Source organism: Agromyces sp. NPDC057865 (assembly GCF_042796995.1).
Taxonomy (GTDB): Bacteria; Actinomycetota; Actinomycetes; order Actinomycetales; family Microbacteriaceae; genus Agromyces.
On record NZ_JBHVMJ010000003.1, the window covers coordinates 761,902 to 784,780 of the forward strand.

At 72.9% G+C, this 22,879-nt stretch carries 19 protein-coding genes; 8 read left to right on the forward strand and 11 right to left on the reverse strand.

Translation table 11 applies throughout. From position 1 onward, the window contains the following. Window positions 1–173 precede the first annotated feature (173 nt). Window positions 174–1,433: a hypothetical protein gene (locus tag ACFVN5_RS16455; protein ID WP_376956320.1), complete on the forward strand. Its 1,260-nt coding sequence runs from the start codon at window positions 174–176 to the stop codon at window positions 1,431–1,433. A 58-nt stretch (window positions 1,434–1,491) separates the two neighbouring features. Here the strand turns inward: ACFVN5_RS16455 and ACFVN5_RS16460 are convergent, their stop codons facing one another. The 7 genes from ACFVN5_RS16460 to ACFVN5_RS16490 form a co-directional block, all read right to left on the reverse strand. Then, window positions 1,492–2,793 (reverse strand): UDP-glucose dehydrogenase family protein, encoded by a 1,302-nt coding sequence (locus ACFVN5_RS16460; RefSeq protein WP_376956322.1) that lies wholly within the window; start codon window positions 2,791–2,793, stop codon window positions 1,492–1,494. 75 nt (window positions 2,794–2,868) lie between these two features. Then, window positions 2,869–4,575 carry a S8 family serine peptidase gene (locus ACFVN5_RS16465; RefSeq protein WP_376956324.1) on the reverse strand — a complete coding sequence of 569 codons (1,707 nt, stop codon included), beginning with the start codon at window positions 4,573–4,575 and terminating at the stop codon, window positions 2,869–2,871. A gap of 16 nt (window positions 4,576–4,591) precedes the next feature. Continuing rightward, the gene (locus ACFVN5_RS16470) at window positions 4,592–5,701 is read right to left on the reverse strand and encodes a glycosyltransferase (RefSeq protein WP_376956326.1); all 1,110 of its coding nucleotides are present in this window, start codon (window positions 5,699–5,701) and stop codon (window positions 4,592–4,594) included. After that, window positions 5,698–6,291, reverse strand: coding sequence for an acyltransferase (locus ACFVN5_RS16475; protein WP_376956328.1), 594 nt, complete (start codon window positions 6,289–6,291; stop codon window positions 5,698–5,700). Before ACFVN5_RS16475 ends, ACFVN5_RS16470 begins: the two co-directional genes overlap by 4 nt. A 5-nt stretch (window positions 6,292–6,296) precedes the next feature. Next, a complete protein-coding gene (locus ACFVN5_RS16480) occupies window positions 6,297–7,607 on the reverse strand; it encodes a wax ester/triacylglycerol synthase domain-containing protein (RefSeq protein WP_376956330.1) in 1,311 nt (436 codons plus the stop codon). Then, window positions 7,604–8,542: a glycosyltransferase family 2 protein gene (locus ACFVN5_RS16485; protein WP_376956332.1), complete on the reverse strand. Its 939-nt coding sequence runs from the start codon at window positions 8,540–8,542 to the stop codon at window positions 7,604–7,606. The genes ACFVN5_RS16480 and ACFVN5_RS16485 overlap by 4 nt, the downstream gene beginning before the upstream one ends. Beyond that, a complete protein-coding gene (locus ACFVN5_RS16490) occupies window positions 8,526–9,767 on the reverse strand; it encodes a glycosyltransferase family 4 protein (RefSeq protein WP_376956334.1) in 1,242 nt (413 codons plus the stop codon). The genes ACFVN5_RS16485 and ACFVN5_RS16490 overlap by 17 nt, the downstream gene beginning before the upstream one ends. A gap of 275 nt (window positions 9,768–10,042) precedes the next feature. Between ACFVN5_RS16490 and ACFVN5_RS16495 the strand changes: the two genes are divergently transcribed. The 7 genes from ACFVN5_RS16495 (at window position 10,043) to ACFVN5_RS16525 (ending at window position 17,848) form a co-directional block, all read left to right on the forward strand. Continuing rightward, window positions 10,043–10,900: a hypothetical protein gene (locus tag ACFVN5_RS16495; RefSeq protein ID WP_376956336.1), complete on the forward strand. Its 858-nt coding sequence runs from the start codon at window positions 10,043–10,045 to the stop codon at window positions 10,898–10,900. Between the two features lie 8 nt (window positions 10,901–10,908). Further along, window positions 10,909–12,543 (forward strand): O-antigen ligase family protein, encoded by a 1,635-nt coding sequence (locus tag ACFVN5_RS16500; RefSeq protein WP_376956338.1) that lies wholly within the window; start codon window positions 10,909–10,911, stop codon window positions 12,541–12,543. Further along, window positions 12,540–13,400, forward strand: coding sequence for a glycosyltransferase (locus ACFVN5_RS16505; protein ID WP_376956340.1), 861 nt, complete (start codon window positions 12,540–12,542; stop codon window positions 13,398–13,400). Before ACFVN5_RS16500 ends, ACFVN5_RS16505 begins: the two co-directional genes overlap by 4 nt. Next, window positions 13,364–15,013, forward strand: a complete 1,650-nt coding sequence (locus tag ACFVN5_RS16510) for an oligosaccharide flippase family protein (RefSeq protein WP_376956342.1) — start codon at window positions 13,364–13,366, stop codon at window positions 15,011–15,013. The genes ACFVN5_RS16505 and ACFVN5_RS16510 overlap by 37 nt, the downstream gene beginning before the upstream one ends. Beyond that, window positions 15,010–15,891, forward strand: a complete 882-nt coding sequence (locus ACFVN5_RS16515) for an SGNH/GDSL hydrolase family protein (protein WP_376956344.1) — start codon at window positions 15,010–15,012, stop codon at window positions 15,889–15,891. The genes ACFVN5_RS16510 and ACFVN5_RS16515 overlap by 4 nt, the downstream gene beginning before the upstream one ends. Next, window positions 15,891–16,823, forward strand: a complete 933-nt coding sequence (locus ACFVN5_RS16520) for a glycosyltransferase (protein ID WP_376956346.1) — start codon at window positions 15,891–15,893, stop codon at window positions 16,821–16,823. The genes ACFVN5_RS16515 and ACFVN5_RS16520 overlap by 1 nt, the downstream gene beginning before the upstream one ends. A 71-nt stretch (window positions 16,824–16,894) precedes the next feature. After that, window positions 16,895–17,848: a glycosyltransferase family 2 protein gene (locus ACFVN5_RS16525; RefSeq protein WP_376956348.1), complete on the forward strand. Its 954-nt coding sequence runs from the start codon at window positions 16,895–16,897 to the stop codon at window positions 17,846–17,848. On the opposite strand, the gene ACFVN5_RS16530 is transcribed toward ACFVN5_RS16525, so the two are convergent. The 4 genes from ACFVN5_RS16530 to ACFVN5_RS16545 form a co-directional block, all read right to left on the reverse strand. Beyond that, a complete protein-coding gene (locus ACFVN5_RS16530; protein WP_376956350.1) occupies window positions 17,797–18,951 on the reverse strand; it encodes a glycosyltransferase in 1,155 nt (384 codons plus the stop codon). The genes ACFVN5_RS16525 and ACFVN5_RS16530 overlap by 52 nt on opposite strands. Window positions 18,952–18,983: 32 nt before the next feature. After that, window positions 18,984–20,501 carry a sugar transferase gene (locus tag ACFVN5_RS16535; RefSeq protein ID WP_376956352.1) on the reverse strand — a complete coding sequence of 506 codons (1,518 nt, stop codon included), beginning with the start codon at window positions 20,499–20,501 and terminating at the stop codon, window positions 18,984–18,986. A 338-nt stretch (window positions 20,502–20,839) separates the two neighbouring features. Then, window positions 20,840–22,042 (reverse strand): glycosyltransferase, encoded by a 1,203-nt coding sequence (locus ACFVN5_RS16540; protein WP_376956354.1) that lies wholly within the window; start codon window positions 22,040–22,042, stop codon window positions 20,840–20,842. Next, window positions 22,039–22,599, reverse strand: a complete 561-nt coding sequence (locus ACFVN5_RS16545) for an acyltransferase (protein ID WP_376956356.1) — start codon at window positions 22,597–22,599, stop codon at window positions 22,039–22,041. The genes ACFVN5_RS16540 and ACFVN5_RS16545 overlap by 4 nt, the downstream gene beginning before the upstream one ends. Between the last annotated feature and the right edge of the window lie 280 nt (window positions 22,600–22,879).

The following is a 22,879-nucleotide window of genomic DNA, read 5'->3' on the forward strand; positions in this document are numbered from 1 at the left end:
GCGTCCGCCCGCCGGTCGGCGAGGTCGTCAAGTCGTCTCGCGATCGTAATGCGGGGTTAACGGTTTCCGGATAGCGTCGAAACGTCGCACCGGGGGGCTGCGCGCGACCTCGCACGTCCCTCCGCGTCCAGGGGAGGCGCGGCGACCGGATCGCGTACGAGCGGAGGACGCCCATGCAGCACCGGATCTCTCGACGAACCCTCATCACCGCGGCGGCGCTGATCGCCCCCGCCGCGTTGCTCCCGAACCTGCCGCCCGATCCCGCGGCGCCGCTGTTCAAGCGCGACGCCGCACGGGGCGCGAGCGCAGGCGCCGGCACGACCGCCGCGGCGGCGGCGTCGTCGACCGTGCGCTCGTACGGGCCGAACGGCACGCACTGGCCGGCCGACACTCCCGGGTTCGACGCGAGCTTCGGCAAGGTCATCGACGTGGCGTGCACGTGGGACGCGATCGGCAAGGCGATCGGCTCGGTGACCGACGCGCAGATCGCGTCGGGCGTGCACATCCGGGTCGCGCCGGGCACCCTCCCCGGGTTCGGGTCGTCGTCGGGCTCGAAGCCGGCGCTGCAGGGCGTCGGACGCGGCACCGCTGCGAAGAACATCCTCGTGTCGCCGAAGAACGGCTGGGGCACGGTCACGATCGGCGACGACGTTCGGATCCGGGCGGTCAAGGGCGTGACCTTCGCCCGCATCAACGGGCGGTCGATCCTGCTCACCGACAGCTCCGGCACGAACTGGGCGCAATCGAAGGTGACCGTCAACTTCCGCATGACCGCGTCGAGCGGCATCGTGCGCGACTGCAACGCCTACGAGGTCGTGATGCCCGACGCCAAGGTCGACATCAGCGACCCGTTCGGGTATGCCGCGGGCAGCAACTCGATGATCACGGACTCGGTGTGGGAGGGCTGCTACTGCGCGCCCGTGTTCCGGCCCGCCGGGGCATCCGATCACATCGACACCCTGCAGATGTACGGGAACGGCGCCTATCGGGGGCTCACGATCCGGGACTCGCTCCTCTTCGGCTCGCTCAACAGCGCGCTCCAGCTCGGCGGGCCCAAGCCCGAGGACCCCGAGCTCGGCACGACGTTCCTCGAGCTCGACCACTCGATCCTCACGGCCCAGGTGATCGCCATGCAGGTGCGCTACCCGCTCCCGAGCGGCGCCTATGCGCCGACACTCGGACAGGCCATCAACGGCAGCGGCGAGTCGAACCAGCTCTTCGCGAAGGACTCGTACGTCTTCGGCTCGATGTACACGACCAAGTGGGGCACAGTCGAGAACAGCTTCACGGCCTACAACAAGGCGCCGGCGAACAACCCGGCCGTCTCGGGCAAGTGGGTCTACGACGCGGCCATGGCGACGGTGAGTGCGAGCTGGTTCGACGCGCGGTCGCCGGAGCCGACGGACGACTACCTGGCCTCGATCTGGAGCTGAGGCGCCGGCGGGCGCGGCCGGTGGCCCGGCCGGCACCTCCGCCGGACCGGCTGCCGGTTCAGTTGCGCCCCATCCCGACGTAGCGCCAGCCGGCCGCCTTCCACGCGGCCGCGTCGAGCGCGTTGCGGCCGTCGATGACGGTCGACCCTCGCGCGATCTCCTTGACGTGCGCCGGGTCGAGGCCAGTGTACTCGGGCCATTCGGTCACCAGCACCACGAGGTCGGCGTGCCGCAGGGCCTCGTCGGTCGCGTTCGAGTACAGCAGCTGCGGATGCCTCGCGCGGGCGTTGTCGATGCCCTCGGGGTCGGTGACCACTACGTCGGCTCCGAGCCCCTTGAGCTGCACGGCCACATCCAGCGCGGGCGAGTCGCGCACGTCGTCGGAGTGCGGCTTGAACGTGACGCCGAGCACCGCGACCTTCCGGCCGAACACGGCGCCCCCGAGCGCCTCCTGCGCGAGTTCGACGACGCGTCGCCGGCGACGGAGGTTGATCGCGTCGACCTCCTTGAGGAACGCGACCGACTCGCCCCGGCCGAGCTCTTCGGCGCGCGCCGTGAAGGCGCGGATGTCCTTGGGCAGGCAGCCTCCGCCGAAGCCGACGCCGGCGTTGAGGAAGCGGCGGCCGATGCGCGCGTCGTGGCCGATCGCGTCGGCCAGCCGGGTCACGTCGGCGCCCGTCGCCTCGGCGATCTCGGCCATCGCGTTGATGAACGAGATCTTCGTGGCGAGGAACGCGTTGGCCGCGACCTTCACGAGCTCGGCCGTCGCGAAGTCGGTGACGATGCGCGGGGTGCCGGCGGCGATCGCCGTGGCGTAGACCTCGTCGAGCACCGCGGCGTCGCGTTCGTCGTCGACGCCGTAGACGAGCCGGTCGGGCTCGATGGTGTCTTTCACGGCGAAGCCCTCGCGCAGGAACTCAGGGTTCCACGCGAGCCGGGCGCCGCTGCCGCCCGCCGCGATCCGCTCGGCGAGCCGGCGGGCCGTGCCGACGGGCACGGTGCTCTTTCCGACCACGAGGTCGCCGTCCTTCAGCAGCGGGAGCAGGCCGTCGATCGCGGCATCCACGTATCGCAGGTCGGCGGCGTTCCCGTCGCGGGACTGCGGCGTGCCGACGGCGACGAAGTGCACGACGGCGTCCGCGGCATCCGCGAGCTCGGTCGTGAAGCGCAGCCGGCCGGACGCGCCGGCCGAGGCGAGCACCTCGGGCAGTCCGGGCTCGAAGAACGGCGCGCGTCCGGCCCTCAGCTGCTCGATCTTGACGGGGTCGACGTCGACGCCGACGACCTCGTGGCCGAGCTCGGCCATGGCCGCGGCGTGCACGGCTCCCAGGTAGCCGCATCCGATGACGGACAGCTTCATGCGCGATTCCTCTCGTTGCAGGGACGGAGTCGGGTGCGTCGTCGCAGGTGATGGGAGGGTGGACTCGTGCGCCGGTCAGTTGCGCACCGTCACGGTGATCGTGGCGCTCGTGCCCTGGTTGCCGCTCGGGTCCTTCGCCTTCGCCTGCACCGGATACAACCCGTTCGGGTAGCGCCGCGAGTCGAAGACGGCGCGCCAGGTGCCGTCGGCCTGCTTCGCCGCGTTGCCGAGCTTCGTCGAGCCCGAGAGGATCTCGACGGATGCCACGCCCGACGCGTCCGTCGCGGTGACCCGCACCTCGACCGACGACCCCGAGACCGTCGCTCCCGATGAGGGCGACGTGATCGCGACGGCCGGAGCGGTGGTGTCGGGCGTCGGGGTCGGCGTAGGGGTCGGGGTCGGCGTGGGTGTGGGGGTCGGCGTCGGCGTCGGCGTCGGCGTGGGTGTGGGTGTCGGCGTCGGCGACGGCGTCGTGCCCGTCGGGATCGTCGAGACGAGGTGGCCGTAGTACCGCCCGGCGACCGGCCGTGTCGGGTCGCCGGCGAACACGTGTCCGCGCGCGGCAGCTGCAGCACCCTGCGCCCGGATGATCGAGATCACCTCGGTCGTCGGCCGGCCGGCGCACGGGCCGTAGGCGTGGCATCCGAGCACGACGCCCGACGCCGCCGCAGTGGCCATGCTCGTGCCGCTCGCGATGTAGCCGTAGCGGTTGCCCTTCTTCGTCGTGTACGGGCAGGCGCCGGGCGCGGCGACGGTGTGCGCCTGGTCGGAGGCGCTCACCGCGAAGTTCGACTTCGCGACCGCGGTGTCGTCCGCGGTCGTGTCGCCGCACGGCGAGGCGGCTCGTCCGCCGGGTGCGCCGTCGTAGTCGGCCATGTTCGTGACGGCCAGCACTTCGTCGTAGTTCGCGGGCGACGTCGTCGCGAGGTCCTTGCCCGAGTTGCCGGCCCCCGCGACGACGAGGACGCCGTCGCGCGCGAGCGAGCAGATCGCCTGGTGCACGGTGTCGCCGTTCGAGAGCCCGCAGTTCCCGTCGTCGGTGCCGGGGTACGAGATGCTCATGTTCACGACGGCGAGGTCGTAGCGGTCGGCGTTCTGCGACACCCACTCGAGCCCGCACATAAGGCTCTGGATGGTGCCGAGCAGCTTGTCGTCGAGCACGCGGGCCGAGTAGATCGGCACCCCGGGCGCGATGCCGAGGATGCCGCGGTCGTCGTCGATCGCCCCGATCGTGCCCGAGACGCCCGTGCCGTGGCCGTTGCCGTCGGCCTCGGTCCCCGTCGCGAGGCAGTTGACCGCCACGGCGCGCCTGAGATCCTCGTGCACGCTCACGCCGGAGTCGAGCACGGCGACGTTGGGACCGGGCCACGACCGGCCCGAGCCGGCGCGGACCGGCGGCTCGTCGGCCTCCACTGCGCCCACGGCGGGCGGCACGGTCTCGGCGAGGGCGACCACGGGCTTCTCGGGCAGGATGCCGAGGGCGCCGGGCGCGGCGGCGAGGCTCGTCGCCTGCTCCGACGTGAGCTTCGCGGTGAAGCCCGAGATGACGGCGTCGTAGGTCCGGCTCGGCTCGACATCGAACGCGTCGAGCGCGGCGCGGCTCCTCGCGTCATCCGTGAAGCTCAGCGTGTAGGTGCCCGCCGGGAGCGGGTCGGCGGCCACGGCCGGAGCCGCGACGACCGACCCGACGAGCGCGGCCGCGGCCAGCGCGATGCCGGCCGCGATCGCGCGGTGGCGGTGCCCGATGGTTCGCCGGATGCCCCGGCTCTCGTCGGTGTGCATGGTGATCTCCCCCTGATCAGCTGCGTGCGGTCTCGTGGACGGCGACGGACGCCGGTGCCGCGCGCTCGCCGCGGACCTGCCGGTAGAACGCCGCCGTGTCCTCGGCGATCCCGTCCCAGTCGAGCCGATCGAGCGGGGCCCGATCGGATCGGGCGACCCCCGTCGCCCAGGCCGCGCTCGCGGCCAGCTCGGCGTCGTCGAACTCCCCGGCGAAGCAGCGGACCCAGGCGGGGCCGACCGCGTCCTGCAGCTCCTGCATCGCGCCGAGCGCCGGCACGACGACGGGCCGGTCGGCCGAGAGGGCGAGCACGGCCGAGCCGGAGTTCTGGATCGCCCGGTACGGGAGCACGACGAGGTCGGCGGCCCGCAGCCAGGTCGCGATCGCCTCGTCGGACTGGAACGCGAGGTCGAGCACGATCCGCGGGTCGCCGGACGCAGCCGCACGGATCTCCTCCGCGAGCGCCGGGCTCGCCGGCTTCCCGGCGACCGCGAGCACGAGGTCGGCGTCGCCCGCCACGACCGTGCGCACGAGCGCGGGGATGTTCTTGTACTCGCGGATCATGCCCACCGACACCACGAGGGTCGCCTCGGGCCGGATGCCCAGGCGCGCGCGCGCCTCGCTCCTCGTCGCGCCGAAGTCGTAGTCGTCGCGGTAGTGCCCGTGCGGCGTGACCGCCGCGGGAACTCCCTCGAGCTCGGGGAACGCGTTCCTGGCCGCGTCGAGCCCGCCCTCGGTGAGCGAGAGCAGGCCGTCGACCTCCTCGACGAGCAGGCGGTGGTGCATGGCGCGCAGCGCGGGAGTCGCCCGCCGCTCGTGCGACGCCACGTTGTGCACGGTCCAGACCAGCTTGGTCCCGTTGCGCAGGCGTGCCACGCGGAGCCCGGCGCGGAACAGGAGCATCCGGGCGAGCACGCGCCACGAGCGACCCGTGAGGAACGTGAGCTCGGGCCAGTGCAGGTGCACGACGTCGACGCGTCGCGTGAACAGGCGCAGGTAGGACAGGTCGCGCACGCGGCATCCGTGGGCCGCCATCGTCGTGTACAGGCGCGCGTTGTACGGGTTGGCGTGCGCCGTGCGGAACGCGGGCTCCGCCTCGACGACGAGCGGCCCGTCGCCGCCGCTCATGCGGCCGCCTCGGGCGAATCCTCGGCCACCGGCTCGGTCGCCGGTCCGGCCGTCCCCTCGGGCGCAGCCGTGGGCCGGACGCCGATGACCCTCGCCGGCACGCCGCCCGCGATGCACTGCGCCGGGAGGTCCTTCGTGACCACGGCGCCGGCCGCGACGACGGCTCCCTCGCCGATGGTGACGCCCGCGAGCACCACGACGTTCGCGCCGAGCCATGCGCCGTCCCCGATGACGATGTCGCGCTCGTCCTTCGGCTGGTCCATGATCGGGACGTCGCCCTGCACAATGCCGTAGTTCGAGGCCGTCACGGTGACGTTCGGCGCGAACAGGCACTTCTCACCGATGGTGATGCGGCCCGTGTTGTTTCCGGCCCAGAGCACCGAGTGCTCCCCGATGTGCGAGCCCGCGCCGATCGAGATGCGCTCCGCGTTGCGGAACGACACGTTCGGCGCAATCGAGACGCCCTCGCCGAGCTCGAGCCGGCGCACCTGACGCACATGCGAGTAGCTCGTGAAGTGGGCCAACCGCAGCGCGTGCAGGTAGGTGCGGAGGTCGAGCAGGGACCTGGCCGGTCCCGACAGCCGGGGCATCCGCCTCACCCCGCCACGCCGACGGGGACCGCGAACGACTCGGCCATGGACGCCATCACGAGGTCGATGTCGGTGGTCGTGCGGGTGGTGACGCAGATCGCGAGGCGCGTGCCGTAGCTGCAGGAGAGGCAGGCGAGGTCGTCGCGCGGGTCGCCCGCGGGCCATCCGGTCACCGACTCGATGAGCGCTTCGCCGAAGTAGCGCGGCGTGCCGCCCCAGGTGACGAACGTGGCGTAGCCGCTCCAGTCGCGGTCGCCGAGGTCGCGCCGCGAGGCATCCTGCACGGCCGCCTGCACCTGCGCGCGCACGGCGGGAACGAGCTCCTCGATCGGCGCGTCAGCGGGCACGGTGACCTTGGCCATGCTGATGTGGTTGCGCACGTTCGCGTCGGCCGCCGTGCGCCGGGAGATCGGCACGAGCAGCGAGACGGTCTCACGGGTGGGGTCGACCGCCGCCGCGGCCCGGAGCGTCGCCGCCACGGTCAGGTCGTGCACGGTGCCGCCCAGCCGGTAGGCGTGCTTCGCCACGGGTCGGAGGTCGACCTCGAGGTACCGGGAGTGGCGCGGCACGAGCACCCGGGCCGCCTCGCCCGACCGCTCGATCGCGAGGTTCTTCAGCGGGCGGATGACGCGGCCGCCCCAGCGCCGCAGGCGACGCGTGAACGGCTTGCGCCAGTACTCGTGCCAGGCGTCGCGGAACCCGTGGCGCTGCGCACGCCACGCATGGAACGCGATCGCGAGGATGCCGAGCCCCGTGCGCGGGGCGACGCCGAGCGCCGCGCGTTCCACCTCGGTGACGACCGGCAGGTCGGGGGAGGGCTCGGTGCCCGTCACGACCTCGCCGATCCGCAGGCCGAACAGCGCGTCGCCGATCACGTGGTGGTAGCGGGCGACGATCGCCACCCGGCCCGAGTCGAGCTCGACGATGCGCATGTCCCAGAGCGGTCGGGCGGGGTCCATGGGCCCGTTGAGCCGGCCGGTGAGCAGCTCCACGCGGTCGGGGTCGTCGGGTTCGATCGTGGGGTGCAGGGTCACGTGCCGTGCGAGGTCGAGGTCGGCGACCGGCACCCACGCCGGGGTCGTCAGCCGCAGCGGCGTCGGTGCGAGGCGCTGCCGCATCGCCGGGACGTGCCAGCTCACGGCCTCGAAGCGGGCGCGGATGCCGGCGAGGTCGATCGCGCCGTCGGCGGTGCGCAGTGGGCCGCCGTCGACGAGCAGCGCGGCGGCGGCGATCATCGCATCGAACGCGATCGAATTCGCGACGAACTTCTCGTCGAGCGTGCGGATGAGCTCGGCCTTCGCCTCGGGTGCGGTCATCGCGTCCTCCCGGTGTCTCGGTCGACGTGCTCGTCGATCGGGGTCGGTGCGGGTGGATGCTCGTCGATGAACGTCGTCCCGGTGATCCGCAGGCGGGCGCCTGCGAAGAAGCCCTGGCGGATGCCGCGCAGCATCGCCCGGTCGGCGCTGCCGCGCCGCGGGTCGCGCCCCCGGCGCACGGCGCGACCGACCGTGCGCTTGAGCAGGATGGCCAGCGTCGCCACGCCCACGCGGAACCGCAGCCGGACGAGCTTGTTCGCGAGGGCGCCGAGGCCGAGTCCGTAGCCGAGGTGCAGCTCGGTGTACGAGTCGCCCTGCCGCGTGTTCATGTGGTGGATGACGCAGGCCGGATCGTGCACGATGGCGTACCCGGCGTCGAGCACCCGCCAGAACATGTCGAGGTCCTCGGCGCCGGCGAGACGGCGCCCCGCCCCGAGCACGTGGTCGAAGCCGCCGAGCTCGAGCGCGAGCTCGCGCCGGAACGCCATGACGGCGCCGTGGCCCGCGTCGAGCCCCTCGATCGTGCGGGTGTACCGCCGCGGCGGTGCGGGCGGCTCGTCGCCGCCCACGAGGGTGTGATCGAGCATGCGACCGGTCACCGCGCCGACCGTCGGGTCGGCGAACCGTGCGAGCACGGGGTCGATCCAGCCGTCGATCGCGACGCAGTCGTCGTCGGTGAAGAGCACCAGCGGCCGGTCCGTCGCCTGAAGCCCGAGGTCGCGTGCGATCGAGAGGCCGCGGATGTCGCTGCGCACGTACGTCGCACGAGAGGCCGCGGCGACGTCCCGGGTCTCCCACGTGTCGGAGGCCGAGTCGACCACCACGATCTCGACGTCGTCGGGCACCGCGCTCGTGATGGACGCGAGCGCGTCGGCGAGCATCGCCGCACGGTTCCGCGTGCAGACGACGACGGCGAGGTCACGCGGCGTCGGCACGCGACTCCTCGTCGAGCAGGGCGGCGTCCTCGTCGGTCGACGACGTGCCCGCCGCGGAGTGGCCGTAGGCCGCGACGAGGCTCCGCGACGCGGCCGCCCAGGTCAGTTCGGGCGCGTGCGCCATGGCCGCGGTGCTGAGTCGCGCGACCGTCGCCGGCTCTGCGGCCAGCCGGTCGAGCTGGGCAGTGAGGGTCGCGACGTCGCCGGGCTCGTGCACGAGGCCGTGCACGTCGTGGTCGAGCAGCGCGCCCGCCGCGGTCGACACGAGCGGGACGCATCCGGCCGCCTGGGCCTCGTACGTCACGAGCGCGCTGCCCTCCTCGAGGCTCGGCAGCAGCAGCACGTCGGCGCGCGCGAGCTCGTCGACCGGCGCCGCAGTCACGCCGCGGAGCTCCACGCTCGGGTGGGCCAGGCGCTCGGCGAGGATCGCGCGGTACGCGTCGTCGACCGCGCCGAACACGAGGAAGCGGCCGTCGCGGCTCGCCGAGGACGCGATCCAGGCGTCGAGCGCATGGTGCAGCCCCTTCCGCGGCTCGACGCGGCCGAGGAAGACCGCTCGCAGCCCCGCGTCCCGGCGCACCGCGCGCGTGACCGGCGCGGCGGGCGTGCACCCGTAGCGATGCCGGCGCAGGCGCGCCGGGTCGAATCCGCGCTCGAGGAAGGTGGCGGCCACGGCGTCCGACGGCACGAGCAGCGCGGTCGCGGTGGCCCACTCCCGCTCCTCGGTGGCCAGACGGCGCGGGTCGGAGGTGTGGGACGCCCCGGCCCGTGGCACGAGGCCGAGTCGTGTCGACTCGCGGGCGACCACCTCGTAGGCGTTCGCGGTGTGCGTATTGGGGACCTCGCGGAACGCGGGGATGCCGCGATCACGGGCGGCGGCGATCGTGCGCTCGGCGGCGAGCGGCCACACGTGCACCACCTCGGGCGAGCGGCGGGCGACGACGAGCGACGCGACACGGTCGTGCCAGGCGAGCGCGCGATCGCGACCCATCACGCGGTGGGGGACGCGCTGCCCGGCGATCGCGAGCGACGTGGTCGTGGAGGCGAGCCCGGCGACCGGTCGCGCCACGCTCGCCGCGACGAGGTGCACGTCGTGGCCCGCCCGCACGAGCTCGTTGACCTGGTTCCACGCGGTCCACCCGATGCCGGGCGCACCGAGCGCATGGGGGAAGCTGTAGAGGACGGCGATGCGTCCACCGCCCCCCGCCGTTTCCGTCGAACCCATGTGACCCCCGTGACGCAGAAGATGTGTCCTTCTCACCTTCCTGTGCGACCCATGGGGGACACAACGCGCGTCGTCGGGTTGACGCGCAGAGTTAACAGACCCGCAACAGAGACCGGGTCGGGCGTTAACAATCGGCCCCCACGATGAGTCTGACGGAGTGTTCCTCATTCTCGCGTTGGCGATGGCGCACCGGGACCGAGTGATCGGAACGGGGGCGCTCGCCGATGCGTCCGACGGCCGACCAGCCGGCGGACACGGAAAAAGGGGGACGCGCCATGGAGACTCCGAAGTACCTCCAGACGCTCTGGAGCTACAAGTGGCTGCTGGCATTCGGGCTCATCGTCGCGATCGTCGCGGCGTTCTTCGCCGGCTTCTCGATCACCAACGGACAGGTCGAGTCGCGGGCGGTCAAGACCTTCTCGGCCGGGACCACGGTGCTCGTCACGAGCCCGGCCGACACGCTGTACCAGGCGCAGGTCCCCGGGCAACCGGTCGATCCGGGCGTCACGCCGCCGCAGGCGCTCGACCTCGCCGGCGCCGCGCAGATCTACGCGTACATCGTCGCCGGCCAGACGATCGAGGACCAGGTCGTCGCCGAGGTCGGGCCGCTCGACGAGGACACCGAGTCGATCACGGCCATCCGGCGCACCACGCAGCCCGCGGGCGACGAGCGGTTCCCCGGGTCGCTGAAGCTGCCGCTGCTCGAGGTCGTCGGCACCGCGCCGACCGAGCAGCGGGCCGAGGACATCAGCGCCGCGGCGACCGACGCGTTCCTCGCCTACGTCGTCGCCGAGCAGGAGGCGAAGCAGATCGCCCCCGAGAACCGCGTCGAGCTCGAGGTGCTGGCACGGGGCGCCGCGGTGGAGGGCGACACGAGCAACCCCGCCATCCCGATCGTCATCACGGGCGTCGCGGTCTTCCTCGGGTTCGTCGCGCTCGCGCTCATCCTCGGCGGCATCCGCTCGGGCCGCGAGAAGCGGCGCACCCGCAGCCGGCGTCGCACCCGCGACGGCGGGGCGTCGCCGGCACCCGACGGCATGGCCGATGAGCCGACCGACCCCGAAGACACGGCCGATGCCGGTGACGCCGAGCGCGAGCTGATCGGCGCGGGCACGGGTCCCCGAGCGGACTGAACGACGCCATGACGGTCCTCAACGGCGCACCGCCGGAGGCCGGCGAGACGAACCGCGCTGCGGATGCCCCCGGCTCCACGAACAGGGCATCCGCAGGGCCGCTCGCGGGCGTCAGCCGTGGTCGGGTGATCGCCGCGGCCGCGGTGCTCGCGGCAGCGGTGCTGGCCGCGGTGCTGCTCCTGCCGCCGCTCATCGCGGGCGGGGCGCTGCTCGTGCTCGCGCTGCTCGTGCTCTTCCGCCGGTTCGTGTTCGCCTGGACGACGGCGCTCGTGCTGCTCGTCGCGGTGATCATGTTCGTCCCCGCCCGGCGGTACGCGATCCCGATCCCGCTCCCGTTCCAGCTCGAGCCCTACCGGCTCGTGCTCGGGATCGTGATCGTCGCCCTGGTGGTGGCGCTCCTCACGAAACCCGATTTCAGATGGCGACCCATCGCCTTCGGGGTCCCGATCGCGATCATGCTCGTCACGGTGCTCGTGTCGTTCCTCGTGAACGGCATGGCGCTCGCGAACTCGGGACTCGTCGAGACGGCGATCGGCGGCATCACCCAGCTTCTGGTCATGCTGTCGGTGTTCTTCGCCTTCCGGCAGCTCCTGCGCAGCGAGCGCGACGTCATGCTGCTCATCACGGTGCTCACCTGGGCCGGCGTGATCGTGTCGTTCTTCGCCCTGATCGAGCGGGTGGCGCGCACCAATGTCTTCCTCATGCTCGGGAGCTTCCTGCCGCTGACCCTGCTGCGGGAGGGCGGCGACGTGAGTCGGGCGGGTGCCGCGCGCGCGTTCGGCTCGGCGCAGCATCCGATCGCCCTCGCCGTGGCGCTCTGCCTCCTCATTCCGCTCGCCATCTACCTCGCGAAGTACGCCGTGTGGCCGCGCAACGAGATCAATCGGCGGCTCGTGTACGCAGGTGCGATCATCATGCTCTTCGGAGGCGTGCTGGCCGCGATCTCGCGCACGGCCGTCGTCGTGCTCGGGGTGATGTTCCTCATCACGTTGCTCCTGCATCCACGTGTCGCCGCGGTGCTCTTCGCGATCGCGTTCCCGGTGGTGCTGCTCGCGGCCGTCGTGCTGCCGAAGGCGTTCGACAAGATGGTGCTGTCGTTCCTCGACGTCGACTCGCTCGTCGCGTCGCAGTACCAGTCTGCGGGGATGGGCGGCGCCGGGCGGCTCGCCGACCTCGAACCCGCGATGCGGGAGGTCGCGAAGCAGCCGTTCTTCGGGAGCGGGTTCGGCAGCCGCATCGTGATCGGCGACGAGGCGAATTCGTTCATCCTCGACAACCAGTTCCTCGGCACGCTCATGGAGACCGGCGCGCTCGGCGTGCTGGGACTCGCGGTGTTCCTGCTGGTGCCGCCGATCCTGCTGCTGCGCTTCGCGTTCGGGCAGGCGGCCAAGCGTCGCCACGCCGCCCTCGCGTTCACGGTCGCGGTGGCGATCGCGGGCTACATCGCCGCGATCTTCTTCTACGACGCGTTCGGGTTCTTCCAGACGTTCTTCATCCTGTGCATGCTGCTCGCCGTGGGCGCGTGGCTGCTCACCGAGGCGCCGCGGCGCGCGGCAGCCGTCGCGCCTGCGGAGGGCGAGGCCGATGCTGCGTCCGCGAGCGCCGCACCGGCGAGCGTCGCACCGGCGGAGGCGACGGCATGACGCCGCGGATGTCGGTCGTGATCCCCGCGCACGACGAGGCGGCGGTGCTCGGGCGGCTGCTCGACGCGCTCACGGGAGACCCGCGCGCGGCCGAGCTCGAACTCGTCGTGGTGGCGAACGGCTGCACGGACGCGACCGCCGACGTGGCACGCGCGTACGGGGCATCCGTCACCGTCGTCGAGATCGCTCGGGCCTCGAAGATCGCGGCGCTCGAGGCCGGCGACGAGGAGGCGTCCGCGTTCCCGCGCGCCTACGTCGACGCCGACGTGCTCGTCGACGTGCCCACCCTGCTCGCGCTCGCCGACGAGCTCGAGCGACCCGGCGGCGCGCTCGTGGCGTCGCCGCGGCTCGAGGTCGACACCGACGGGGCGTCCTGGCTCGTTCGTCAGCACTACCGCGTCTGGGCACTCACCGACTACCGGCGAGCGGGCCACATCGGGTCGGGCGTCTACGCGCTCTCCTCGGCGGGCCGGGCGCGATTCGGACGGTGGCCCGACGTGATCGCCGACGACCGCTTCGTGCAGCAGCTGTTCCTCCCCGAGGAGCGCCGCACGCTCGACGCGCATGAGTTCTCGGTGCGGAGCGCCCGCACCATAGGCTCGCACCTGCGCCGATCGACGCGCATCGCCCGCGGCAACCTCGAGCTGCCCGACGAGGTGCAGCGGGCGACGGACGCCCCGACCGGCGCGCGTGCGACGAACCTCGTGCGACGGGTCGCCGCCCGCCCCCGGCTCTGGCCGGCGTTCGGCGTCTACGCTCTGACCTCGACCCTGCCGAAGGCGCGCGCCCGTCGGCTCGTCGCCGAGCGGGGGGAGGCGGAATGGGCACGCGACCAGACGAGCCGGGCGACCGCATGAGCGCGCCGTCGACGGACCGGCTCGCGCACACGTCCTCTCGCGGCGTGTTCGTCACCATGGGCGGGTTCGGGGGCAAGACGCTCATCCAGCTCGCGTCGACGGTCGTCCTCGCGCGTCTGCTCTCGCCCGCCGACTTCGGCCTCGTGGCGATGGTGACGGCGATCGTCGGCGTCGCCGACCTCGTGCGCGACTTCGGCCTGACGGGCGCGATCATCCAGGCGCGCAAGCTGAGCGAGCGCATGTGGATGAGCGTGATGTGGCTGTCGGTCGCGCTCGGCATCGGGCTGATGCTCCTCATCGCGGCATCCGCGCCCCTCATCGCCTGGCTCTACGACGAGCAGCGGCTCATCCCGCTGACGCTCGCGATCGCGCCCATCCTGCTCGTCAACGGCCTCACGATGCCCATGCAGGCACGAGTGCAGCGGGACCTGCGGTTCGGCACCCTCGCGAACATCGACGTCGTGTCGATGCTCGTCGGGGTGGGACTCGGTATCGCCACGGCGGCGCTCGGCTGGGGCGTGTGGTCGCTCGTCGTGATGTCGGGGGCGGGCCAGGTCTACCGGCTCGTCGCCCTCTGGGTGGCGTCGCGGCCGAGGTTCGGCCGGCCGCACATCTCGCGCGAGGTGCTGCCGCTCGTCACGACCGGTGGGAGCCTCTTCGGCGTGCAACTGCTGAACTACGCCACGAAGAACCTCGACAACGTGGTGATCGGCCAGCAGCTCGGACCCGCGGCGCTGGGCCAGTACTCGCGGGCCTACGCGCTCTACCTGCTGCCGATGCAGCAGCTCAACGGCACCCTCGGACGCGTCGCGCTCCCGGTCCTGAGCAAGCTGCAGGACGACCCTGAGCGCTTCCGCCGTTACACGCGCGGCGCGCTGATGATCATCGGGTACCTCACGATCCCCGTGTACGCGGTGGCCGCGGCCGTGTCGTCGCCGCTCGTCGCGATCCTGCTCGGCCCGGGGTGGGAGGAGGCGGCGACGCTCTTCAGCATCCTCGCCCTCGCGGGCATCGCCCAGGCCATCGGGAGCGTGCTCGGCTGGCTGTACCTCACGCTCGGCCGCGCGCACAAGCAGCTGCTCTTCTTCGTGATCACGCGGCCGATCCTCATCGCCGGGTACTTCGTCGGCATCTGGTGGGCCGGCGTCGAGGGCCTCGCGCTCGTGTTCGGCGTCCTCTCGCTGCTCCTGCTGATCCCCGAGCTCGTCTACGCGACCTCGGGCACGTTCATGCGGGTGCGCGACATCCTCGCCCCGATCGCCCGGCCGCTCGTGCTCGCCCCGCTGTGCTTCGGTGCGGCGTTCGCGGTGGAGCGGGCGACCGACGGGATGCCCGCGGTCCTGCAGCTCGCGCTCGGCGTCGCGGCCGGCGTCGTGCCGCTCCTGGCGTCGCTCGCGATCCCCGCATACCGCAGGGATCTCGCGCAGATCGTGGGCTTCGTGAAGCAGGTGCGCAAGCCGGCGAGTACGGGGCCGGCATCGGATGCCGCGGCATCGGGCTCGGCGGAACCGGACGAGCCGATCGGGGAGCCGTCAGCGGCGGCGCGCAGCGATGTCGACGAGGTGATCCTCGACGACGCGGAGTTGGCCAGGGAGCGGAAGGCGGAACCATGACGAGCACCTCGATGCGAGGCCGGGCCGGGCGTCTCGCCCGGGTCGTCGTCGCGACCCTCGCCCTCGGCGTCCTCGCGGGCTGCGCCTCGAGCGCGGCCTCGGCGCCCGACCTCGAGCAGCTCGAGCCGCCGGCCGCCGCGCCCGAGGTCGTGACGCTCGGCATCCTCGGCGACTCGATGTCGCTCGGGGTGAACGCGTGCCAGGAGCCGGGCCAGTGCGCCGAGGTGTCGTGGTCGGGCGGCACCGACCCCGCGGTGGGCTCGATCGCGCTCCGGCTCGCCGCGGCATCCGGTGTCGAACCGAAGGTCGTGAACGCGGCCAAGGACGGCGGCGACGTCGGGGACGCGCTCGACCGCGTCGACGAGGTCATTCAGGCCGGTCCGCAGCTCGTGACGGTGCTGCTCGGCGGGAACGACGCCTGCAAGCCGACGCTCGAGGAGATGACGCCCGCCGCCGAGTACGAGGCGCAGCTCACCGAGCTGTTCGGCCGGCTGAACGCCGAGGCGCCCGACGCGACGATCCTGGCGCTGTCGGTCCCCGACCTGTACCGCCTGTGGGACATCGGCCGAGCCGACCCGCGCGCCGTGCAGACGTGGAACAGCAGCCCGTCGTGCTCGAACCTGCTCGGCGACGCCGACGACGACTCGGCCGAGGCGACGGCACGGCGCGACGCCGTCGCCGCGCGCGTCGACGAGTTCAACGCGGCCATCGCGCGGGTGTGCGCGGCCGCCGAGCGGTGCATCGACGACGGGGGAGCCGTGTTCGCCTACGACTTCTCGCCGGAGGAGATCTCGGGGATCGACTTCTTCCACCCGTCGGTGGCCGGACAGCGCGTGATCGCGCAGCTCGCATGGGAAGCACTCGAAGGGGGATCGTAATGACGACCATGCTCGTGGCCATCTCTGGGGGCCACCTCGCTCAACTGCACATGCTCGCGCCGCGCATCGTCGGCTCCGACCACGTGGTCTGGATGACCGACGACACGGCGCAGAGCCGCTCGCTCCTCGAGGGGGCGCAGGTCTACCACGTGCCGACGCGGCCGCCGCGGGACACGCTCGGCGTGCTCCGCGACACCCGCATCGCGCAGCGCGCCTTCGCCGAGCACCGGATCGAACGGGTGGTGAGCTCGGGGGCCCAGATCGCGCTCTCCGCGCTCATCCCGGCGCTGCTGCACCGGGTGCCGTTCAGCTACGTCGAGAGCGCGACCCGCGTGACCGACCTCTCGACGACGGGCCGGCTCGTCGACCACATCCCGTCGGTGCGGCGCTACGTGCAGTACCCGAACCGGGTCTCGGGGCGCTGGCAGTACGCGCTGTCGGTCTTCGACGGCTTCCGCGTCGAGCGCGCGCCCGAGCGGCCGATCACGCGGGCGGTGGTGACGGTCGGCGGCAACGGCGACTTCGGCTTCCGACGCCTCGTCGAGTCGGCGCAGCGCGCGCTGCCCGACGACGCTCGGGTGCTCTGGCAGACCGGGTCGACGGATGCCTCGGGGCTCGACATCGAGGCCGTGGCCTCGGTGCCGTCGGCGACCCTCTCGGAGGAGCTCGCCGCGGCCGACGTCGTGATCGGGCACGCCGGCACGGGGACCGCGCTCGCGGCGCTCAGCGCGGGCAAGGTCCCGGTGCTCTCGCCTCGATCGGTCGAGCTCGGCGAGCACGTCGACTCGCATCAGGACGACCTCGCGCGCTTCCTGTCCGACCGCGGCCTCGCGGTGGTGCGTCCGGCCGACGAGATCACGCTCGACGACCTGCGCGAGGCGTCGCGCTGGCAGGTCACCCGTCGCGACGACCTCGAGCCCGTCGCGATCTGACGCCTCGCGGTCGGGCGGTCCGTGGAGGCCCCCGGCCGCCGCCACCCGTGCAGCCGACCGGAAGGAGCGCCGTGCCCGACCTGAGCGTCGTCGTCGTCAACTACAACACGAGGGATGCCACGTCGGCGTGCCTGCGCTCCGTGGTGCAGGCGGCATCCGCCGTCGACCTCGAGCTCGTCGTCGTGGACAACGGCTCGACCGACGGCAGCGCGGCGGCGTTCGCGTCGCGGTACCCCGATGCCGTGATCGTCGACGCGGGGGAGAACCTCGGCTTCGCGCGCGGCGTGAACCGGGGCGCCCGCTCGGCCACCGGATCGTGGGTGCTGCTGCTCAACCCCGACACCCTCGTGCTGCCCGGGTCGCTGCGCGCACTGCTCGACTTCGCCGAGGCGCACCCCGAGTACGGCGTGTACGGCGGCCGCACGCTCCGACCCGACGGCGGCGTCGACCCGAGCTCGTGCTGGGGCGCGCCGAGCCTCTGGTCGCTCGCCATGTTCGCCACGATGCTCTCGACGGCGTTCAAGCGGTCGCGCGTGTTCGACCCCGAGTCGCTCGGCCCCTGGGACCGTGACTCCGTGCGCGAGGTGCCGATCGTCACCGGATGCCTCCTGCTCATCCGGCGCGCGGACTGGGAGCGACTCGGCGGCATGGACGAGGACTACTTCCTGTACGGCGAGGACGCGGAGTTCAGCCTGCGGGCGGGCCGCGCGGGCCTCCGGCGCGTCGTCGTGCCCGAGGCGGTCATCGTGCACGAGGTCGGGGGCTCCAGCGATGCGGGCGGCGAGAAGGGCTGCATGGTCATGGCCGGCAAGGTGACGCTCCTGCGCAAGACCTGGTCGCGGCCCGGCGCCGCACTCGGCGTGCGGCTGCTGCTCGCGGGCGTCGGGGTGCGCGCGGGCCTCGAGACCGTGACGCGGCGTGCGCGTTCGCCGTGGCGCACGGTGTGGCGGCGCCGAGCCGACTGGCGCGAGGGCTACCCGGCGGCCGAGGCGACGCTGTTCGGGCGGGAGGCCGTGCCGGTCTGACCGAGCACCCAGCCGCGCACCTCGTCGAGGAATCGGTCGGTGTCGAACGCGAGCGCCCGTTCGCGGGCCGCCGCCGGGTCGATGCCGGCGACGGCGGCGACGGCCGCCTCGAATCCGGCGGGGTCGTCGGGATCGAAGTGCACGCCCGAGGCACCGTCGACCACGGACTCCGCGGCGCCGCCGACGCGGTTGGCGAGCACGGGGCATCCGGCCGCCATCGCCTCGACGGGCATGATGCCGAAGTCCTCGATCGGCGGGAACACGAAGGCCAGCGCACGCTGGAACAGGGCACGCATGAGCTCGTCGGACACACGCCCGAGCAGGCGCACCGGCACGCTCGCGGAGGCCGCGAGGGCCTCGAGCCGCTCGCGTTCGGGCCCCGAGCCGGCGATGACGACCGGGATCCCGAGCCGCTCGCCCATGCGGATCACCGCGTCGTGGCGCTTGTAGGGGACGAGGCGCGACGCCGCCATGAGGAATCCGCGCGCGGGGAGCGACGCGAGGAGGTCCTGCTCGGCGGGCGTGGCGCGCGCCGCCCAATCGGGCACGGCGGCGATCGCGGCCGCCTCGACCGGCGGGTGGATGACTCGGGCGTCCCGATCCCAGGCGCGGCGGATGCGCTCGCGCACGAACGCGCTGTTCGCGGCCATCGAGCCCGACTCCCGTGAGGCGCGCCGGTCGACGCCGCGGAGGTACGACCGGGCGACGCCCGCCAGGGGACTCGCGGTGCGGCCGTCGAGGCCGGGCTCCCAGAGGTAGCGCGCCGGCGTGTGCACGTAGGAGAACTTCGGCACCCCGCTCCGGGTGCCGAACCCGGCATGGTGCGCGAACACGTAGCTGCTCGTGAGCACCCAGTCGGGCTCGGCATCGCCCCAGCCGCGTCGCCACGTCGGCGACATGAGCGGCAGCGCGAGCGCCTTGCGTCCGCGGAGCGGGGTGCGCGCGAGCCACGACTCGTCGACCGCGTCCGCTGGGAACCGCGAGGGGTCGTCGTTCCACAGGCACGCGACCCGCGACTCGGGGAACGCGAGCCGCATCGCGTCGAGCACCTGCTCCGCGCCGCCCGTCTCCTCGATCCACTCCTGGACGATCAGTCCCGCCACCCGTGCCTCCGTTCAGAGCGCTTCAGTACGCTTCAGTACGCGCCGTTGCTCCCGACGACCGCGCGCACGGTCTTCAGGAGGATCACGAGGTCGCCCGTGATCGACCAGTTCTCCACGTAGTAGAGGTCGATCTTCACGCTCTCGTCCCACGAGAGGTTCGACCGGCCGCTCACCTGCCACAGCCCCGTGATGCCGGGCTTCGTGAGGAGCCGGCGGTTCACGTCCTCCTGGTAGCGCTCGACCTCGCTCGGGAGCGGCGGGCGCGGGCCGACGAGGCTCATGTCGCCGATCACGACGTTCCACAGCTGTGGCAGTTCATCGAGCGAGTAGCGGCGCAGCGTGCGCCCGAACGGGGTCACGCGGGGGTCGTCGTGCAGCTTGAAGAGCACGCCGTTGCCCTCGTTGCGGTCCTGGAGCTCGCGGAGGCGGGCCTCGGCGTCGGTGACCATCGAGCGGAACTTCAGCATCGTGAAGCGGCCGCCGTGCGCCCCGACGCGCTCCTGTCGGAAGAGCACGGGCCCGTCGCTCGAGAGCCGAACGCCCACCGCGATCGCGGCGAAGAGCGGGCTGAGCAGCACGACCGCCGTGCCGGCGACGACGACGTCGAAGATGCGCTTCATGGCGTGCGCGAAGCCCGAGTACTGGGGCAGGTCGACGTGCACCATCGGCAGGCCGTTGATGGGCCGGAGGTGGATGCGCGGGCCGGCCACGTCGGTGAGGCGGGACACGAGGATGAGCTCGGTCTGCGAGTTCTCGAGGTCCCAGCCGAGGCGCCGGATGGTGGCGCTCCCGCCCGGCAGGTCGCCCGCCACGATGACGGCGCGGGTCCGGGTGCGCTTCGAGGTCGCGGCGAGGTCGTCGAAGTCGACCGTGGGCAGGTCGATCCGGCTCGCCCCCGTCGTGCGCGCGGACCCGGCGAACGTGGCGCCGATCGCGCGGTAGCCGACCCGGTACTGCCGCCGGAGCTCGTCGACCACGCGCGCCACGTCGTCGGGGCGGCCGACGATGATGGAGCCCGTCGTGCAGCGCCCGACGCGGCGCATGCTGTGCAGGATCCAGCGCCAGGCCACGCGTCCGCCGAGGAGCAGCACGAGGCCGAGCGGCAGCGCGACCGCGAGGTAGCCGCGCGCGATCTCGACCTGGAGCAGGAATGCGACGACGGCGAGCGTGCCGAACGTGATGAGCGTCGCATTGACGACGCGCTGGTACTCGATCGTGCCGGTGCCGATGTTGCGGATCATCCGCGAACGCGTCGCGGACAGTGCGATGAGCCACACGGCGGCGATCGCCGCGCCGAGCGAGAGGTACGCCACGTCGCTCACGGGTGTCGCGGCGCCGAGCGCGGTGGTGCGGAACCGCACGAACTGCGCGACGAGGAGCGCGACGACGATGCCCGCGGCATCCGTCACCGTCAGCGCGAAGACCAGCCGGTGCCGCCAGCCGAGCTTGCGCGGCTGCGACGCGACGCGCTGGCCGACGGCCGCGGCCCGGTCGAGCAGCCGGTCGGCGGGCGGGCCCGCGAGCGTGATCGTGTCTGCCTCTGCGGTCAACTCGCGCTCCCCCCTCGACGGCCGCTGCACGCGTCCCTGGCGAGGGGCGGGGTCGATGCAGGGAGCGACCACCGTGGCCCGTCCGATTCCGGCTGCGATGCAGGCGGTCGTCGCCTGTGTTCGAGGGCGGTCGACGGTGATGCTCGCGTCCCGTTCGGGCGGTTCGCAGCGCTTCCCCGGATGCTGCGGCCGATCGTCCTCTGCGGCGATGCTAGCCGCGCGGCGCGGGCGCCCGGAACCCGGTCGGCGTGCAGTTCACAGGCTCTTCAGGCGGCCGATACATGTTCGACACACTGGGGGACGCGAGCCCCTCCGTTCGGGGGACAGCGGCGGCCGGATCAGCTCCTGGCGAGGGCGAAGACGCGCTCGTGCCGCGCCGCCCACGAGTTGCCGGCGATGAACGCGGTGCGCTGGGTCTCGGCTGCGCGACCGAGGGCGAGGGCGTCGGGCACGACATCGGCGAAGTCGTCGACGGTGGACACGAGCAGCACTCGGTCGTCGATGCCCCGCACCGGCGGCAGGTCGGTGGCGATGACGGGCGCCCCGGCCGCGAGGTACTCGTAGACCTTGAGCGGGCTCATCGCCTCGGTGAGCGGCGTGCGACGATGCGCGAGCAGGCAGAGGTCGGCGTTGCGGAGCGTCGAGACGAGCTCGGCGCGGCCGACGCTCGGGTGCACGTGCACGTTCGGCAGGGAGGCGAGCTCGGCCACGTAGGCGGGGTCGGGCAGCGGACCGAGGAGCAGGACCTGCAGGTCGGGCCGGCGTCGCGCGAGATCGGCGATGCCCGGCACGTCGAGGCGGGAATCCAGCGTGCCGACGTACACGGCCCTCGGGCCGGGCAGCGCGGCGAACCAGTCGGGTTCCGCGGGCAGGGGCCCCAGCCATTCCGACGGCTCGACGCCGTTCGGCACGACCTCGTGCGGGCCCGTCGGCGCGATGCGGTCGATGATCTCGGCCGAGACCGCGGCGACCGGGCGGCCCGACTCGGCGATCCGGCGGTACGCGTCGCGGTAGGCGGGCCAGTACGCCTCTCGCGCCGGCGAGCTCGACCAGTCGTCGCGGGCGAAGAAGGTCACGCCGCTCGCCCAGTCGAACGGGGCGTAGCCCGCGACGAGGGGGTTCGTCGTGATGGCGTAGGGATCCACGAGCCCGAGCTTCCGCGCCGCGCGGAGCAGCGAGCGGTCGTAGGCGCGGTACGCCGCGGCGATGGCGGCCACGTCGGTCGGGTCGTCGCGGCGCGCCCGGGCGGGGCGGTGCAGCGACATCCGCCCGCTCGACGGGAACGGCGCGTCGCGGTCGAGCAAGGGGGTCGCGGCGATGCGCGGGAACCACCGGAACGGGTTGGCGACCAGCAGGCGCCGCACCTCGGGGCTGTGCATGAGGCTCGCCAGGATGCGGTCGGGCGGGCGCATCATCCCGCGCCGCACGGCATCGGAGTACGTCTCGTAGCTGAAGGTGAACACGAAGTCGGCTTCGACGCGGGGCACGGATGCCGCCCCGATGTCGATCGGGAAGGCGCCCGTGTCGACCCGCTCGCTCATGCGGCCAGCTGCCTGATGAGCCGGGCCGGCGCGCCCGCGACCACGGTCCGCGGCGGCACGTCCTCGCGGACGACCGAGTTGGCGCCGACCACCGCGCCCGCGCCCACGGTCACGCCCGGCATGATGACCGCGTTCTGCCCGAGCCAGGCGCCGCGGCAGATGCGCACCGGGGACACCCGCACGAGCGGCTGGTCCCTGATGAACGTGTCGGGCTCGTCGAACCCGTGGGTGTGGTCGGAGATGTACACGCCGCGCGCCATGGCGACGCCGTCCTCGATCACGACGCTGCGCACCGCCGAGATCGAGGTCTCGTTCATGCGGACGCGGTCGCCGATCACGATGACCGGACCCGGCTCGTCGAGGCGCGGGACGATGAGCCACGACCCCGGGCCGATGAGCACGTCGGAGCCGATGGCGATGCGGTCGGCGTTGCCGACGCGGAACGGGAGCAGTATCCGCGTGCGAGCGCCGAACCGCGCGAATCCGGTCGCGGCGATGCGCGAGAACACGGCATCGCGTGCGCGCTGCGCCAGCAGCAGCAAGTCCAGACCGTTCACTTCCGCCCTCCCCGGGCCGGCGGCGGGGGACATCCTCCCGGGCCGGTGTTCGCACCGAGAGGTCCGTCATCGGCAGCCGCCAGCCCGACCAGCGTATCCGCGGACGCACCGCCGACACCGTGGCGCGACGGATTGTTTACCCGCAGGTAACAGGGCGGCTCCATTCCGTCGCCCCCGAGTTGGGGGTAGGGGCCCACCGAGTTGTAACACCCGTGCAACACCGCGCGTGCTCGCCGTTCAAACACCGGCCATAGGCTCGCCGGACCGAATGGGGGACGGT